At 64.9% G+C, this 15,877-nt stretch carries 14 protein-coding genes and 2 tRNA genes; 6 read left to right on the forward strand and 10 right to left on the reverse strand.

Going from position 1 to position 15,877, the window contains the following annotated elements:
- Window positions 1–88 precede the first annotated feature (88 nt).
- Window positions 89–164 (reverse strand) — tRNA-Gly (locus AC25ND_RS13510).
- A gap of 4 nt (window positions 165–168) precedes the next feature.
- Window positions 169–244, reverse strand: a tRNA-Glu gene (locus tag AC25ND_RS13515).
- Between the two features lie 433 nt (window positions 245–677).
- On the opposite strand from AC25ND_RS13515, the gene AC25ND_RS13520 reads away from it, so the two are divergent.
- A complete protein-coding gene (locus tag AC25ND_RS13520) occupies window positions 678–1,445 on the forward strand; it encodes a hypothetical protein (RefSeq protein WP_028691717.1) in 768 nt (255 codons plus the stop codon).
- A 77-nt stretch (window positions 1,446–1,522) separates the two neighbouring features.
- Here the strand turns inward: AC25ND_RS13520 and AC25ND_RS13525 are convergent, their stop codons facing one another.
- Window positions 1,523–2,005 carry a GAF domain-containing protein gene (locus AC25ND_RS13525; protein ID WP_288522183.1) on the reverse strand — a complete coding sequence of 161 codons (483 nt, stop codon included), beginning with the start codon at window positions 2,003–2,005 and terminating at the stop codon, window positions 1,523–1,525.
- Window positions 2,006–2,893, reverse strand: a complete 888-nt coding sequence (locus AC25ND_RS13530) for an ATP-binding protein (RefSeq protein WP_028691719.1) — start codon at window positions 2,891–2,893, stop codon at window positions 2,006–2,008.
- Between the two features lie 103 nt (window positions 2,894–2,996).
- Here AC25ND_RS13530 and AC25ND_RS13535 point away from each other — a divergent pair, with 103 nt between their 5' ends.
- Window positions 2,997–5,351 carry a response regulator gene (locus AC25ND_RS13535; RefSeq protein WP_213884078.1) on the forward strand — a complete coding sequence of 785 codons (2,355 nt, stop codon included), beginning with the start codon at window positions 2,997–2,999 and terminating at the stop codon, window positions 5,349–5,351.
- Here the strand turns inward: AC25ND_RS13535 and AC25ND_RS13540 are convergent.
- Both AC25ND_RS13540 and msrB read right to left on the reverse strand, forming a co-directional pair.
- The gene (locus AC25ND_RS13540; RefSeq protein WP_069017516.1) at window positions 5,341–5,829 is read right to left on the reverse strand and encodes a glutathione peroxidase; all 489 of its coding nucleotides are present in this window, start codon (window positions 5,827–5,829) and stop codon (window positions 5,341–5,343) included. The two genes, AC25ND_RS13535 and AC25ND_RS13540, sit on opposite strands and share 11 nt — an antisense overlap.
- A gap of 12 nt (window positions 5,830–5,841) precedes the next feature.
- A complete protein-coding gene (gene msrB / locus AC25ND_RS13545; protein WP_028691722.1) occupies window positions 5,842–6,237 on the reverse strand; it encodes a peptide-methionine (R)-S-oxide reductase MsrB in 396 nt (131 codons plus the stop codon).
- A 167-nt stretch (window positions 6,238–6,404) separates the two neighbouring features.
- On the opposite strand from msrB, the gene AC25ND_RS13550 reads away from it, so the two are divergent.
- Together AC25ND_RS13550 and htpX are read left to right on the forward strand one after the other, a co-directional pair.
- Entirely contained in the window at window positions 6,405–7,616 is a 1,212-nt protein-coding gene (locus tag AC25ND_RS13550; protein WP_028691723.1) for a pyridoxal phosphate-dependent aminotransferase, read from the forward strand.
- Between the two features lie 219 nt (window positions 7,617–7,835).
- On the forward strand, window positions 7,836–8,723 hold the full coding sequence (htpX, locus tag AC25ND_RS13555; RefSeq protein ID WP_028691724.1) for a protease HtpX: 888 nt from the start codon (window positions 7,836–7,838) through the stop codon (window positions 8,721–8,723).
- An 85-nt stretch (window positions 8,724–8,808) separates the two neighbouring features.
- On the opposite strand, the gene AC25ND_RS13560 is transcribed toward htpX, so the two are convergent.
- Window positions 8,809–9,459, reverse strand: coding sequence for a thiopurine S-methyltransferase (locus tag AC25ND_RS13560; RefSeq protein ID WP_182323007.1), 651 nt, complete (start codon window positions 9,457–9,459; stop codon window positions 8,809–8,811).
- Between the two features lie 101 nt (window positions 9,460–9,560).
- Here AC25ND_RS13560 and AC25ND_RS13565 point away from each other — a divergent pair, with 101 nt between their 5' ends.
- Window positions 9,561–10,313, forward strand: coding sequence for a DODA-type extradiol aromatic ring-opening family dioxygenase (locus AC25ND_RS13565; RefSeq protein ID WP_236179189.1), 753 nt, complete (start codon window positions 9,561–9,563; stop codon window positions 10,311–10,313).
- Between the two features lie 110 nt (window positions 10,314–10,423).
- On the opposite strand, the gene AC25ND_RS13570 is transcribed toward AC25ND_RS13565, so the two are convergent.
- Together AC25ND_RS13570 and AC25ND_RS13575 are read right to left on the reverse strand one after the other, a co-directional pair.
- The gene (locus tag AC25ND_RS13570) at window positions 10,424–12,100 is read right to left on the reverse strand and encodes a DEAD/DEAH box helicase (protein WP_028691727.1); all 1,677 of its coding nucleotides are present in this window, start codon (window positions 12,098–12,100) and stop codon (window positions 10,424–10,426) included.
- 319 nt (window positions 12,101–12,419) lie between these two features.
- Entirely contained in the window at window positions 12,420–13,175 is a 756-nt protein-coding gene (locus AC25ND_RS13575) for a spermidine synthase (protein ID WP_182323005.1), read from the reverse strand.
- A gap of 116 nt (window positions 13,176–13,291) precedes the next feature.
- On the opposite strand from AC25ND_RS13575, the gene AC25ND_RS13580 reads away from it, so the two are divergent.
- Entirely contained in the window at window positions 13,292–14,638 is a 1,347-nt protein-coding gene (locus AC25ND_RS13580; RefSeq protein WP_062361639.1) for a class II 3-deoxy-7-phosphoheptulonate synthase, read from the forward strand.
- Here the strand turns inward: AC25ND_RS13580 and AC25ND_RS13585 are convergent.
- Window positions 14,619–15,839, reverse strand: a complete 1,221-nt coding sequence (locus AC25ND_RS13585) for a winged helix-turn-helix domain-containing protein (RefSeq protein ID WP_186597720.1) — start codon at window positions 15,837–15,839, stop codon at window positions 14,619–14,621. The two genes, AC25ND_RS13580 and AC25ND_RS13585, sit on opposite strands and share 20 nt — an antisense overlap.
- Between the last annotated feature and the right edge of the window lie 38 nt (window positions 15,840–15,877).

Consider the following 15,877-nt stretch of genomic DNA (forward strand, 5'->3'; position numbering starts at 1 on the left):
CCGACGCTTTTCAGCGCACCAGAGCATGAACCTCACGATTCAGCCTGGATTTTCTTTTCCTGCCCTGCCGAAGCAGTGCCGGATAAACTGGAGCGGGAAACGAGACTCGAACTCGCGACCCCGACCTTGGCAAGGTCGTGCTCTACCAACTGAGCTATTCCCGCAATATGGCGTCCCCTAGGGGACTCGAACCCCTGTTACCGCCGTGAAAGGGCGGTGTCCTAGGCCACTAGACGAAGGGGACACACTGCTCGCATTACCTATTAAAGTACTGCTTGCTTTCACTCCCTGCCGCGTTTCGCTGTGTGCTTTACGCTGCAAGTGGCGCGCATTCTATGGATGCCTTGGAAGGTCGTCAACCCCTTTGTAGAAATTTATTTAAATCAATGACTTCCCGTCGTCATGGGTGGTGGTGCAGGATGCGTCCGGGGATTGGCGTTGCTTTTCTGACGTTGGCTCGGCAAGCTCGTAGCGATGTGCCAGTACCTGTAGGTTTTGGATGATGGGCCGATACATATAAGCAAGGCTTGAGGGCCTGATCGCAGGGCTAGCCCGCTCCCACGAATGCTTCATGGATTCAAGGGCGAGCAGGACTGTCCGCCAGGCTGCACTGTTCGCTTTCGGGCGGACTCACTACACTCTCGATAGATGCAAAACTTCTTCATGAGGCGTTAACGGTGACACCACTTCTGATCACCCTGCTTATCGTTGCGGGTATCGCGCTGCTGATCGTGATCGGCTACCTCAACAATGTGGTCGAGAACGGCAAGCTCGAGCGCGCACGGCTCAAGGTCGAGCTGGCCGACCGCCTGCGCCGTTGCGGCGAAATCACCGAGACCTTCCCCGGGCAATTCATGACGCCCGCGCTCAAACTGCTGCTGACCCGCCTCGAACTGAACCTCAACCAACGCCAGCTGGCCCTGGACAAGCACAGTGGCGACCTCAAGGCACGCATCGCCGAGCTGGAAGGGCTGATCGCCCAAGGCGAGAGGATACCGGTCAGTAACCCACCCTCGCCCATCCAGACCGAGGTAAAGGCCAAGGACGTGCGCTTTTTGCTGGAACTGCTGCACAACCAGATCGTGCGTGCCACCCAGGAAGGCTTCCTGGCGACCAACGAAGGCAAGTATTGGGTCAAGGAAATCCGTCATATCCTCGTGCTGCTGCATATCGAGTTCTTCAACAACCTCGGCCAGCAGGCCCTGCAGCAGAACCAGCCAGGGCAGGCGCGCCTGGCCTTCGAGCGTGGCGTGCAGTACCTGCGCAAGCAGCCTGAGCCCAAGCAGTATGAAGAGCAGTTGACCTACCTTGAGAAACTGCTGAACCGGGCCAATGCCCAGGTGCTGGACCAGATGGAACCGGCGGAGAATGAACAGAACGCGCTGACCCAAGGGCTCAAGACCGACGAGGATGAGACCTGGAAGAAGAAGGTCATCTACGACTGACAGCGCTGGCTCTATCGCGGGGCAAGCCCGCTCCCACGACCCAAAAGAAAGGGGCCTTCGCAGGCCCCTTCTTCATTTCAGCAATCGGTCAACGCGAGGAACACCTCGACCAACCGCTCCAGCCCTGCCTGGTCGGCCTCGCTGAAGCGCGCCAGCTTCGGGCTGTCCAGGTCGAGCACGCCGATCAGCCTTCCGGCCTTGACCAACGGAATTACCAGTTCGCTGTTGGACGCGCTGTCACAGGCGATATGCCCGGGAAACGCGTGCACGTCCTCGACCCGCTGGGTCGTGCGGGTGGCCGCCGCGGCGCCGCATACGCCCCGACCGAACGGGATGCGCACGCACGCCACCTGACCCTGGAACGGGCCGAGCACCAGCGCTTCGTTGCGGTTGATATAGAAGCCCGCCCAGTTCAGGTCCTCTACCTGGTTGTAGAGAAACGCCGAGAACTGCGCGGCGTTGGCGATGAAGTCGCGCTCGTTGGCGAACAGCGCCTGCACTTGCGCGGCCAGCAAGTCGTAGCCATCGAGGCCTTGGCCACTGGCGTTGAGGTCGATCATTTATTTCTGCTCCAGCAATTGCAGCCCGACCCAGTAGCGGGCGAACTGATAGGCACAACGGCCATTACGGTTACCGCGGCCGGTGGCCCAGCGCACGGCGAGGATGTCGAGCGCTTCGCTGCGCTGCCACTGCAGCCCGGCCGGGCGCGCCAGCTGGCCGATCCAGTGCTCGACCACGTTGAGGAAGTGCTCCTGGCTGAACGGGTAGAACGACAGCCACAGGCCGAAGCGGTCGGACAGGGCGATCTTGTCCTCCACCGCTTCGTTGGGGTGCAGCTCGCCGTCGACCATCTTCCAGTTCTCGTTGTCGCTCTGCTTCTCCGGCACCAGGTGGCGGCGGTTGGAGGTGGCGTATAGCAGCACGTTGTCCGGGGCCTGTTCCAGCGAGCCGTCGAGCACGCTCTTGAGCACCCGGTAATCGCCCTCCCCGGCTTCGAACGACAGGTCGTCGCAGAACAGGATGAAGCGTTGTTCACGTTTTTGCAGTTGCTCGACCACCCGTGGCAGGTCGGCCAGGTGGTCGCGCTCGATTTCAATCAGGCGCAGGCCCTGGCCCGCATGCTCGGCCAACAGCGCCCGCACCAGCGACGACTTGCCGGTGCCGCGCGAGCCCCACAGCAGGGCGTGGTTGGCCGGCATGCCGTTGATGAACTGGTGGGTATTGCGGCCCAGCTGTTCGCGCTGCTGGTCGACACCGATCAGGTCGGACAGGCGGATGTCGAGGCTGACCTCCAGCGGCATCAGGTAGCCGCTGCGGCCGTCGCGTTGCCAGCGGGCGGCCAGGGTACGGGTCCAGTCGATGTCCGGGCGTGGGGCCGGCAGCAGGGGTTCGAGGCGGGCGAGGACGGATTCTGCGCGGTCGAGAAAAGCATTGAGACGGGCGTCCATGACGACTCCTATTGATTTCAGTTTTTTGGGGCCGCAGCGGCCCTTAATCGACGATCAACTGAAATGAACAGACAGACCCGCCAGCAGCCAGGGCTGATCGGCTATGCTTGCGCAGCGCACGGAGCAAGTAACCGGCTTGGGACCCATGGATATCAAGTTCACCAATCGCCTGTCATACAAGCAAGCCCGGTTGACAGTCCTGGTCGGCTTCATCCTGGGAACATTGCTCAGTCTCATCCAGATCGGCATCGATTATGCCAGCGAAGACGCGTCCATCAACCGTGAAATTCAGGCACTGCTGAAGATCAGCCACGACACGGCCTCGCGCATCGCCTACAACATCGACACGGAGCTGGCCCAGGAGCTGACCGGCGGCCTGCTGAAATCGCCGGCGCTGATCCGCGCGCGGCTGATCGACAACAACGACACGGTGCTGGCCGATGTGCAGCGCCCCAGCATGGAAAGCCGCTACCGGGCGCTGTCGGACTTCCTGTTCGGCGAGCAGCGCCAGTTCCAGGACCGGCTGTTCCTCGCCCATATGCCCGATGAATACCTGGGCACCCTTTACCTGGATGTCGACACCTACACCTTCGGCGCACGCTTCCTCGACCGCGCCGGGGTCACCCTGGTCAACGGTTTCGCCCGCAGCCTGGTGCTTACCGGCATCCTCCTGGGGCTGTTCTACCTGATGCTGACCAAGCCACTGGTGACGGTGATCGGCGCGCTCAGCGGCAACGATGCGCGCACGCCCAGGCAGAACCGGGTGGACTGCCCAAAGGGCCACGAGAACGACGAGATCGGCGTGCTGGTGCGGGTCGCCAACCAGCAGTTCGTCAGCATGGCCACCGAGATCCAGCAGCGGCGCACCGCCGAGAACCGCCTGACCCAATACCTCAACGAGCTGGAAGACATCGTCTCGGCACGCACCAACGAGCTCAAGGCCAGCAACAGCCGCCTGAGCCTGTCCAACCAGGAGCTGGACGAGGCGCGCCAGCGCGCCCTGGACATGGCCCAGGCGCGCGCCGCCTTCCTGGCCAACATGAGCCACGAGATCCGCACCCCGCTCAACGGCATGCTGGGCATGATCGCCCTGGCCCTGGACAGCGGCCTGGCGCCCGAGCAGCGCCAGCAGCTGTCGATCGCCCACGACTCGGGCAAGGTGCTGGTGGAGTTGCTCAACGATATCCTCGACCTGTCCAAGTTCGATGCCGGCCAGCTGGAACTGGAGCGCATTCCGTTCGACCTCGGCGCGATGGTCGAAGACACCGCCAACCTGCTGTCGCAAAATGCCGCGCCCAGTGTCGAACTGACCTGCCTGGTCGCCCCGGACTTCCCAAGCACGGTGCTGGGTGACCCGACCCGGGTGCGGCAGATCGTCAGCAACCTGTTGTCCAACGCCCTCAAGTTCACCCGTTTCGGCCGCGTCGACGTGCGCCTGAGCAGCATCGTCGGCGGCGTCCGCCTGGAGGTGAGCGACACCGGCATCGGCATCCCCGAGGAGGCCCAGGCGCGGATCTTCCAGCCGTTCACCCAGGCCGGCGCCGGCATCACCCGCCAGTATGGCGGCACCGGCCTGGGCCTGGCCCTGACCCGCAACCTGTGCCAGGCCATGCAGGGGCATCTGCATATCCATTCCGAGACCGGCTTCGGCAGCCGCTTTAGCGCCGACCTGCCGCTACCGGCGCACACCGCGGCGATCCCGCCGGCGCCGCTGAGCGGGCGGGTGGTGGCCCTGGGCAACCCCGGCAGCGGCCTGGCCGAGCTGCTGCAGGGGCTGCTGCCACGCTGGGGGCTGGAATACACGCGCCACGAGAACGCCAGCGAACTGACAGGCACGGCCGTCGACCTGCTGATCACCGACGATCTGGACCACGTGCTCGACCTGCGCCCGGCCATCGAGGCGCCAATCCTGCTGGTGACCGCCTACGGCAATTTCCTGCCCGCCGAGCAGGCCGAGCAGCTGGCGCCCCTGCAACAACTGGCCCGCCCCCTGGCGCGCAACGCTCTGTACCAGACCCTGCGCCGCACCTTGCAGGGCGAGCCCAACGCGCCCCTGCCCCACGAGGTGCCGGCCTCGCGCGAGCTAAGGGCGCGTATCCTGCTGGTGGAGGACAACCCGGTGAACCAGCTGGTGGCCAAGGGCATGCTGGGCAAGCTCGGCTGCCAGGTGCAGGTGGCCGCCCACGGCCAGGAAGCCCTGGACAGCCTGGAGCAAGGCAGCTTCGACCTGGTGCTGATGGACTGCAACATGCCGGTGATGGATGGCTACGAGGCCAGCCGGCGCATCCGCCAGAGCAGCCGCTGGCCAGAGCTGCCGATCGTCGCGCTGACCGCCAACGCCATGCCCGAGGAGCGCGAGCGCTGCCGCGCCGCGGGCATGAACGACTACCTGGCCAAGCCGTTTCGCCGCGAGGAACTGCTGGCGCTGATCGAGCACTGGGTGCCGATCAGCGGTTGAGCAGCGGCTCGATCGCCGACTTCAGCGCCTCGGGCTTGGTGGTCGGGGCAAAGCGGCTGACCTTGCCGGTGCGCGGATCGACCAGGAACTTGGTGAAGTTCCACTTGATCTTCTGCGTGCCCAGCACGCCCGGCGCGCGGCGCTTGAGCTCGGCGAACAGCGGGTGGGCACCGGGGCCGTTGACCTCGATCTTGCGAAACAGCGGGAAACTCACGCCGAAGTTGAGCTCGCAGAACTGCGCGATCTCGCGGGCATCGCCCGGTTCCTGCTTGCCGAACTGGTTGCAGGGAAAGCCCAGCACCACCAGGCCCTGGTCGCGGTAGTCCTGCCACAGGCGTTCGAGGCCCTTGTACTGCGGGGTGAAACCGCACTGGCTGGCGGTGTTGACCACCAGCAGCGCCTTGCCGGCGAAGTCGCCCAGCACTTTCTGTTCGCCACCGAGGGTGACGCAGGGGATGTCCAGCAGCGCATCGGCCATGTTCGCTCTCCGTCAATCGCGTGGCTTGAGGTCCAGGCACACCGAGTTGATGCAGTAGCGTAGCCCGGTCGGCGGCGGGCCGTCGGGAAATACATGGCCCAGGTGGGCGTCGCACCGGGCGCAGGTGACTTCGGTGCGGATCATGCCGTGGGAGGTGTCGCGGATCTCGATCATCGCGGCCTCCTGAATCGGCTCGTAAAAGCTCGGCCAGCCGCAGCCGGAATCGAACTTGGCCTTGGCGTCGAACAGCGGCAGGTCACAGCAGATGCAGTGGTAGATGCCGTCGCCGCGCTCGCTGTTGTACTTGCCGCTGAACGGACGCTCGGTGCCCTTGAGCCGGCACACCTGGTACTGGGCCGGATCGAGCATGGCGCGCCATTCGTCCAGGGTTTTGTCGATCTTTTGCATGATGGAACCTCGGCAGGCTGATTTTCACCTCGCACCGGCTTTTCCCTGGCGCGGGTGGCACGTATATTAGTTGGCTTCGTGTGCAAGGCAGCCAGTCTGGCACCCGCTTCCCGCCCTTTCAAACCTTTCGAGCAAGGGCGGCGCGTATTCTCACTCGGGATCTCATCATGCAGTTCAGCAAATCGAACAAGCTCGCCAATGTCTGCTACGACATTCGCGGCCCAGTGCTCAAGCACGCCAAACGCCTGGAAGAGGAAGGCCATCGCATCCTCAAGCTGAACATCGGCAACCCGGCGCCGTTTGGTTTCGAGGCGCCGGACGAGATCCTCCAGGACGTCATCCGCAACCTGCCCACCGCCCAGGGCTACAGCGACTCCAAGGGCCTGTTCAGCGCACGCAAGGCGGTGATGCAGTATTGCCAGCAGAAGGAAATCGAAGGCGTCACCATCGAGGACATCTACCTGGGCAACGGTGTGTCCGAACTGATCGTGATGTCGATGCAGGCGCTGCTCAACAATGGCGACGAGGTGCTGATCCCGGCGCCTGACTACCCGCTGTGGACCGCCGCGGTGAGCCTGGCCGGCGGCAAACCGGTGCACTACCTGTGCGACGAGCAGGCCGACTGGTTCCCGGACCTGGACGACATCAAGGCCAAGATCACCCCGAACACCAAGGCCCTGGTGATCATCAATCCGAACAACCCGACGGGCGCGGTGTACTCCAGGGAGCTGCTGCTGGGCATGCTGGAGCTGGCGCGCCAGCACAACCTGGTGGTGTTCTCCGACGAGATCTACGACAAGATCCTCTATGACGAGGCCGTGCACATCAGCACAGCGTCCCTGGCTCCGGACCTGCTGTGCCTGACCTTCAACGGCTTGTCCAAGTCGTACCGGGTGGCGGGCTTCCGCTCCGGCTGGCTGATCATCTCCGGGCCCAAGCATCACGCCCAGAGCTACATCGAAGGCATCGACATGCTGGCCAACATGCGCCTGTGCGCCAACGTGCCGGCCCAGCACGCGATCCAGACCGCCCTGGGCGGCTACCAGAGCATCAACGACCTGGTGCTGCCACCGGGCCGCTTGCTCGAGCAGCGCAACCGCACCTACGAGCTGCTCAATGCCATCCCCGGGGTAAGCTGCGTCAAGCCGATGGGCGCGCTGTACGCGTTCCCGAAGATCGACCCGAAGGTCTGCCCGATCTTCAACGACGAGAAGTTCGTGCTTGACCTGCTGCTGTCGGAAAAGCTGCTGATCGTCCAGGGCACGGCGTTCAACTGGCCGTGGCCGGACCACTTCCGCGTGGTGACGCTGCCACGGGTGGATGACCTGGAACAGGCCATTGGCCGGATCGGTAACTTCCTGCGGACCTATTCGCAGTAACACGGCCCCGAGGTAGGAGCGAGCCTTGCCGAGGCGTCGGGCCGGCCGCTCCTACCCCCTTACATCCTGCAACGCTCTATCCCACAGCCCTCTCGGCATCCTCTGCCATACTCCTCGCGTACACAGTTTGAAATAGTCGCCCGGTTGAATAGCCGCGCCCTCCCCCTTATATACCCCGCAGTACGCAACGAACTTATCCGTCAGGAGAACGTAACAACCATGATGCGCATTCTGTTGTTTGTAGCCACCAACCTCGCGGTGGTGCTGGTTGCAAGCATTACCCTGAGCCTGTTCGGCTTCAACGGGTTCATGGCGGCCAACGGGGTTGACCTCAACCTCGGCCAGCTGCTGGTCTTCTGCGCCGTGTTCGGTTTCGCTGGCTCGCTCGTCTCGCTGTTCATCTCCAAGTGGATGGCAAAGATGACCACCGGCACCCAGATCATCACCCAGCCCCGCACCCGCCACGAACAATGGCTGCTGCAGACCGTCGAGGAGCTGTCCCGCGAGGCCGGCATCAAGATGCCCGAGGTGGGTATCTTCCCGGCCTACGAGGCCAACGCCTTCGCCACCGGCTGGAACCGCAACGACGCGCTGGTCGCCGTTTCCCAGGGCCTGCTGGAGCGCTTCTCGCCCGATGAGGTGCGCGCGGTGCTGGCCCACGAGATCGGCCACGTGGCCAACGGCGACATGGTCACCATGGCGCTGGTGCAGGGCGTGGTGAACACCTTCGTGATGTTCTTCGCCCGCATCATCGGCAACTTCGTCGACCGGGTGATCTTCAAGAACGAAGAAGGCCACGGCATCGCCTACTTCATCGCGACCATCGTCGCCGAGCTGGTACTGGGCATCCTCGCCAGCATCATCGTCATGTGGTACTCGCGTCGCCGCGAGTTCCGCGCCGACGAAGCCGGCGCCCACCTGGCCGGCACCGGTGCAATGATCGGCGCGCTGCAGCGCCTGCGCTCGGAACAGGGCCTGCCGGTGCACATGCCCGACACCCTGAAGGCCTTCGGCATCAATGGCGGCCTCAAGCATGGCCTGGCCGGCCTGCTGATGAGCCACCCGCCGCTGGAAGACCGTATCGACGCCCTGCGCCGTCGCGGTTGATCCAGGCAGCAACAAGAAAGGGCGACTTCGGTCGCCCTTTCTATTTGCTATTTGCCATGTCGCCCTCCCCTGTGGGAGCGCCAGCTCAGCGTCTTAGCCGATAAACACGCTCCAGCAGGCTCGTCACACCGGCCTTCAAAAACTTCGGACTCTCGTCGAGAATCTCCCGCGCCTCGACCTCATCGACCCGCCACCCGACAAAACCTGCCCGCACTTCGGCGTCCGGCACCGAGAACGGCGGTCCGTCGATCAATGCCTGGTCGTACTCCAGGGTCACCAGCAGCCCCCGACAGGCCGCCGGCAACCGCTCTCCCAGCAACGCCATGTACCGCTCGCGCATCGCCACCGGCAAGGCGATCAGCGCCGCCCGGTCATACACCCCCGCGCAATCCGCCAGATCCTCGGCACGCAGGGCGAACACATCCCCGCACCACAGCTCCACCTCGTCGCTGCGCCACACCTCGAAGGCACCGTGCCGGGAAATTTGCGCCACCAAGCCATGCTCGGTGAAGAAGTCCGCCACCGCCCTGCGCGACAGCTCCACCCCTAGCACCCGATAACCTTGGGCGGCCAGCCAGAGCAGGTCCAGGCTCTTGCCGCACAGCGGCACCAGCACCCGCGACCCCGGGGCCAACCCCAAGGTCGGCCAGTGCGCCTGCAGATATGGATTCACCTGCGGTTGGTGAAAGCCAATCTGGTTGTCCGCCCACCGCTTGTGCCAGAACGCTGGCTCCATGATCCCTCCCGGTTTTTCGATAAAAGGCTGTGAAAACTTATATTGGATCTTGATCGAAGGCTGATCGAAGATGGCTGCATCTTACCTGCCAGGACCCCGCCATGCTGCCCAGCCTGTTCATCTCCCACGGATCGCCCATGCTCGCCCTGCAACCCGGCGCCAGCGGCCCGGCCCTGGCCACGCTGGCCCGCACCTTGCCCCGCCCGAAAGCGATCGTGGTGGTGTCGGCGCACTGGGAGACCCGCGAACTGCTGGTGATGGGCAACCCGCAGCCGCAGACCTGGCATGACTTCCATGGTTTTCCGCCGGCGCTGTATGCGGTGCAGTACCCGGCACCCGGCGAACCGGCACTGGCCAGGCGGTTGTCCGAACTTCTGGGGGCCCGACTGGATGAGCAGCGGCCCTTCGACCATGGTGCCTGGGTGCCGCTTTCACTGATGTATCCCGAGGCGGATATTCCAGTGGTTCAGGTGTCGCTACCCAGCCAGGCCGGTCCCGATCTGCAACTGAAGGTTGGCCGGGCGCTGTCGGCACTGCGCGAGGAAGGCATCCTGCTGATCGGCTCGGGCAGTATCACCCATAACCTGGGCGAGCTTGACTGGCACGCCGGGCCGGATGCGGTCGAGCCCTGGGCGCTGGCGTTTCGTGACTGGGTGGTGGATCGGTTGAGTGCCGGGGATGAGACGGGGCTTGTGGATTATCGGCGGCAGGCGCCGTTTGCGGTGCGCAACCATCCCAGTGATGAACACCTTTTGCCGTTGTTCTTTGTCATGGGGGCTGGCGGGCGATTTGGCATCGTGCACCAGGGGTTTACGCTGGGGGCGCTGGGGATGGATATCTATCGGTTCGACTGATGTGCGCCAGGGGGGCGCGAGGCTGCCCCTACAGGGATCGGGGTCAGCTGATCGCCAGGCAAAAAAATCCCCGGCCAGAAGGCCGGGGATTTTTTATTGCAGCGCCAAGATCAATCTTCGCGGTAGCGACGCAGCTTCAATTGCTTGCCGGCAACGCGGGTGTCCTTGAGCTTGGTCAGCAGGCGCTCGAGGCCGTCTTCCGGCAGCTCGATCAGACTGAAGCTGTCACGCACCTGGATGCGACCGATGGCGTCACGCGCCAGGCCACCCTCGTTGAGGATCGCGCCCAGCAGGTTCTTGGCGGCGATGCCGTCACGGGCACCCAAGGCGGTACGGCAACGCACGCGGCCTTCGGCCAGCGGCATCGGCGCGCGGCGCTCGCGGTCACCACGGTCCGGACGCTCGCCGCGCTCGGTGCGCTCACCACGCTCACGCGGGGTGTAGGTCGGCACCAGCGGCTGCTCGCGCTCCACCGAAGCCAGGTCCAGCGCCTGGCCGTTGGTGGCCTTGCGCAGCAGCGCCGCGGCCAGGGCACGCGGGGTGCAGCCCAGGTCGGCGGTCAGGCGGTCGAACAGTTCGCCGTGGCTGGCTTCGGACTCGGCCACCAGCGGCGCCAGGCTCTTGGTCAGCTTCTTGATGCGCGCATCCAGCACGGCTTGCGGGTTAGGCAGGCGGGCTTCGGCGACTTTCTGGCCGGTGACACGCTCGATCACCTGCAGCATGCGACGCTCACGCGGGGTGACCAGCAGCAGCGCACGGCCATCGCGACCGGCACGGCCGGTACGGCCGATACGGTGCACGTAGGACTCCGGATCGTACGGCATGTCGACGTTGAACACGTGGGTGATACGCGGTACGTCCAGGCCACGGGCAGCGACGTCGGTGGCGACGACGATGTCCAGGCGGCCATCCTTGAGCGAGTCGATCACGCGCTCACGCTGGTTCTGGGCGATGTCGCCGTTCAGCGCGGCAGCCTTGTAGCCTTTGGCTTCCAGGGCGGCGGCCAGGTCCAGGGTGGCCTGCTTGGTGCGCACGAAGGCGATCAGCGCGTCGAACTCTTCCACTTCCAGCAGGCGCAGCACGGCCGGGATCTTCTGGTCGGCGTGGACCATCAGGTGGGCCTGCTCGATCGCGGTCACGGTCTGGGTCTTGCTCTGGATCTTGACGTGCTTCGGCTCGCGCAGGTGGCGCTCGGCGATGGCACGGATCGAGGCCGGCAGGGTGGCGGAGAACAGCACGGTCTGGCGGGTGGCAGGGATGGCATCGAAGATCACTTCGAGGTCATCCATGAAGCCCAGCTTGAGCATTTCGTCGGCTTCGTCGAGCACCAGGTACTGGACGGTGGACAGGACTTTCTCGTCGCGGCGCAGGTGGTCGCACAGGCGGCCCGGGGTGGCGACGACGATCTGTGCGCCATTGCGAATGGCACGCAGCTGTGGGCCCATCGGGGCACCACCGTACACGGCCACCACGTTAACGCCCGGCATCTGCTTGGCGTAGGTTTCGAAAGCGGTGGCTACTTGCAGCGCCAACTCACGGGTTGGCGCCAGGATCAGGGCTTGCGGTTCGCGCTTGCTCACATCGATCTTGTTGAGGATCGGCAGGGCGAAGGCAGCGGTCTTGCCGGTGCCAGTCTGCGCCTGGCCGATCATGTCGTGACCGGCGAGGATGATCGGGATCGACTGTTGCTGAATGGCCGACGGCTCTTCATAGCCGGTGGCCAGGACGGCAGCAACGATGTTCGGATTGAGTTCGAGAGCGGCGAATCCGCCGGTTTCCTGGGTCATGGGTCTGCCTCTAGGTGCATCCGCAAAGACCCATGCTCCAAAGCTGCACATGCCTTGAAAGACCAAACGGTCACCCAGGCAGCTTTGGCGGCGGGGATTTGCGAAAACGATTGAAATAGGAACGTCTTGGGGAGGTCCGCCTAGCGGACGCGCAGCCGAAGCTGGATTCGGAGGATTTGCACCACCTGATTTTGAGGTCCGCTAAAAGACCGGCGCGTACTATACCCGAAATAGCCGTGAGTTGTGAGAAATATTTCGAAGATCCAGACTCACATTGGATCCAGGCTGAATCGTTTCCCTGCAGACGCGTACATCCGGATCAGGTCGCCGGACGGATGGCCTTGATCAGGTACTCCAGCGAATAGCCCAAACGTGGCGCCAGCGCGGCGGCCCGCGCCCGCACGGCATCGATGTCCAGCGTCTGCTCAAGGTCCGCCGGCACCAGCAGGATCACGTTGCCCTCCTTCACCGGCAGCTCCCAGTAATGCCGGTGATACAACCCACGCAACAAGGCCGCGCCCAACGGCTTGCCGTCGTCCCCGGCCCACTGGTTGATCACCAGCCAGCCATCGGGGTTGAGCTGCTTCTGGCAGTTCTCAAGGAAACCCCAGGCCAGGTGGCCGACGCCGGGGCCATAGTCGGTATACAGGTCGACAAACAGCAGGTCGGCCTTCTCCGCGCTGGGCAGCAGTTCGAGGGCGTCGCCCACCCGCACATACAGCCTCGGGTCGTCGTCCAGGCCCATGTACTCCATGGCCAGACGCGGCACATCAGGGCGCAGCTCGATGGCCTCGACATCCTCCAGCGGCAGGAACTTCAGGCACGCCTGGGTCAGGGTGCCGGCGCCAAGGCCGAGGAACAGCGCGCTCTCCGGCTGCCCGTGGCACAGCGCGCCGACCAGCATGGCGCGGGTGTAGTCGTACTCCAGCCAGCTGGGGTCGGCGGTGAAGGTGCAGCTCTGCTCGATGGCGTCGCCGAACTCGAGGAAGCGATAGTCATCCACCTCGTAGACGCTGATGACGCCAAAGGCGTCCTCGACCCGTGCCAGCAGCCGCTCTTCCCGCTCCGTCGCCATCCCTACCACCTGCCCGCGCAAAAGGCCCATTGTCCGCCAATGCCGGTGGTGCAACAAGCACACCCGGGCGTACCATGACCGACAGGCCTTAACGACACTTATGGATAGAGCTTGCAATGACCCGACAATGGACCCCTGACAGCTGGCGCGCCCTGCCGATCCAGCAGCAACCGATCTACCCCGACGCCGCACACCTGCTGAAGGTGGAGCAGACTTTGGCCAGCTACCCGCCGCTGGTGTTCGCCGGCGAAGCCCGCGAGCTGCGCCGGCAGTTCGCCGAGGTGACCCAGGGCCGGGCGTTCCTGCTGCAGGGCGGCGACTGCGCCGAGAGCTTCGCCGAGTTCTCCGCGGCGAAGATCCGCGACACCTTCAAGGTGCTGCTGCAGATGGCCATTGTCATGACCTTCGCCGCCGGCTGCCCGGTGGTCAAGGTCGGGCGCATGGCCGGCCAGTTCGCCAAGCCGCGCTCGGCCAACGACGAGACCATCGGCGACATCACCCTGCCCGCCTACCGCGGCGACATCGTCAACGGCATCGGCTTCGACGAAAAAAGTCGCGTCCCCGACCCCGACCGCCTGCTGCAGGCCTACCACCAGGCCACCGCCAGCCTCAACCTGCTGCGCGCCTTCGCCCAGGGCGGCTTTGCCGACCTGCACCAGGTGCACAAGTGGAACCTGGACTTCATCGCCAACTCGGCGCTGGCCGACAAGTACCACCAGTTGGCCAACCGCATCGACGAGACCCTGGCCTTCATGCGCGCCTGCGGCCTGGACACCGCGCCGCAACTGCGTGAAACCAGCTTCTTCACCGCCCACGAAGCGTTGCTGCTCAACTACGAGGAAGCCTTCGTGCGCAGCGACAGCCTGACCGGCGACTACTACGACTGCTCGGCGCACATGCTGTGGATCGGCGACCGCACGCGCCAGCTCGACGGCGCCCATGTCGAGTTCCTGCGCGGCGTGCACAACCCGATCGGGGTCAAGGTCGGCCCGAGCATGAACCCCGAGGAGCTGATCCGCCTGATCGACGTGCTCAACCCGGACAACGACCCGGGCCGCCTGAACCTGATCGTGCGCATGGGCGCCGGCAAGGTCGGCGACCACCTGCCGGGGCTGATCCGCACCGTGCAGCGCGAGGGGCGCCAAGTGCTGTGGAGCTCCGATCCGATGCACGGCAACACCATCAAGGCCAGCAGCGGCTACAAGACCCGCGATTTCGCGCAGATCCTCGACGAGGTCAAGCAGTTCTTCCAGGTGCACCAGGCCGAGGGCAGCCACGCCGGCGGTATCCACATCGAGATGACCGGGCAGAACGTCACCGAGTGCATCGGCGGCGCCCGGCCGATCACCGAAGATGCACTGTCCGACCGCTACCACACCCACTGCGACCCGCGGATGAACGCCGACCAATCGCTGGAGCTGGCGTTCCTGATTGCCGAAACCCTCAAGCAGGTACGCCGCTGAGCAACGCCTGACGCAGCCGGCTGCCCTCGGCGCGGGGGCAGTTGAGCTGCACCCTCTCCAGCCCCAGCCAGGCGGCTAGCCGCTGCAAGTTGGCCGCCAGCGCCAGATACCCTTCCCCGTCCAGCCCTGCCGGTTCCTCGTGCACTGCATGCACCGCCAACCGCCCGTGGGCGCGCTCGGCGCGCAGATCCACCCGCGCGGCAATGCGCTCCCGATAAAGAAACGGCAGCACGTAGTAGCCGTACACCCGCTTGTGCGCCGGGGTGTAGATCTCAAGGCGGTAGCGGAAGTCGAACAGGCGCTCGGTACGCTCACGCGCCCAGACCAGTGAATCAAAAGGCGAGAGCAAGGCGCTGGCTTCGATGCGCCGGGGAACCCGTGGCACGCCCGCGACATAGGCTGGTTGTTTCCAGCCCTGCACCGTGCAGGCCTGCAGGCGCCCGTCCTCGACCAATACGGCCAGGGCGGCCTTGCTCTGCTGCGGCGAGAGGCGAAAGTAATCACGCAGGTCCTGTTCGGTGGCCACGCCCAGGGCAACCGCGGCGTGCAGCAGCAAGCCCTGGTGCGCTTCGGCCTCGTTGGGTTGGGCCTGCTCTAGGAGGGTCGCCGGCAGCACCCGCTCGGGCAGGTCGTACAGGCGCTCGAACCCGCGACGCCCGGCCACGGTGACCTCGCCGGCGGCGAACAGCCATTCCAGCGCATGCTTTTCTTCGCTCCAGTCCCACCAGGGGCCGGCGCGCTCCTCGCGGGTGGACAGGCTGCCCGCGCCCAGCGCGCCCTGGTCGCGAACCGCCGCCAGTACCCGCTCGATCACCTCGCGCCGCTCGCGGCCGAACGCGGCCAGTTGCCGGTAGATGCCCTTGCCGTCGGCGGCATGGGCCATGCGCCAGCGCATCAGCGGGTACAACGCCAGCGGCAGCAACGATGCTTCATGGCCCCAGTATTCAAACAACCGGCGCTGGCGGCGCTGGCCCCAGGCGAGCTGGTCGAGCAGGTCGCGCGAATAGTCGCCCAGGCGCGAGAACAGCGGCAGGTAGTGGGAGCGCACCAGGGCATTGACCGAGTCGATCTGCACCACGCCCAGGCGCTGGAACATCCGTGTGAGACTGGCAAGGGTCGGCGGGCCGCCGGGCGACTTGCCGAAGCCCTGAGCAGACAAGGCCAGGCGGCGGGCCTGGGCGAGGGACAGGCTGAGGGACATGCAGTGGGCTCCGTCTGATGTTCAGACAGTAAAGACGC

The organism is Pseudomonas sp. P110(2024) (genome assembly GCF_057480795.1).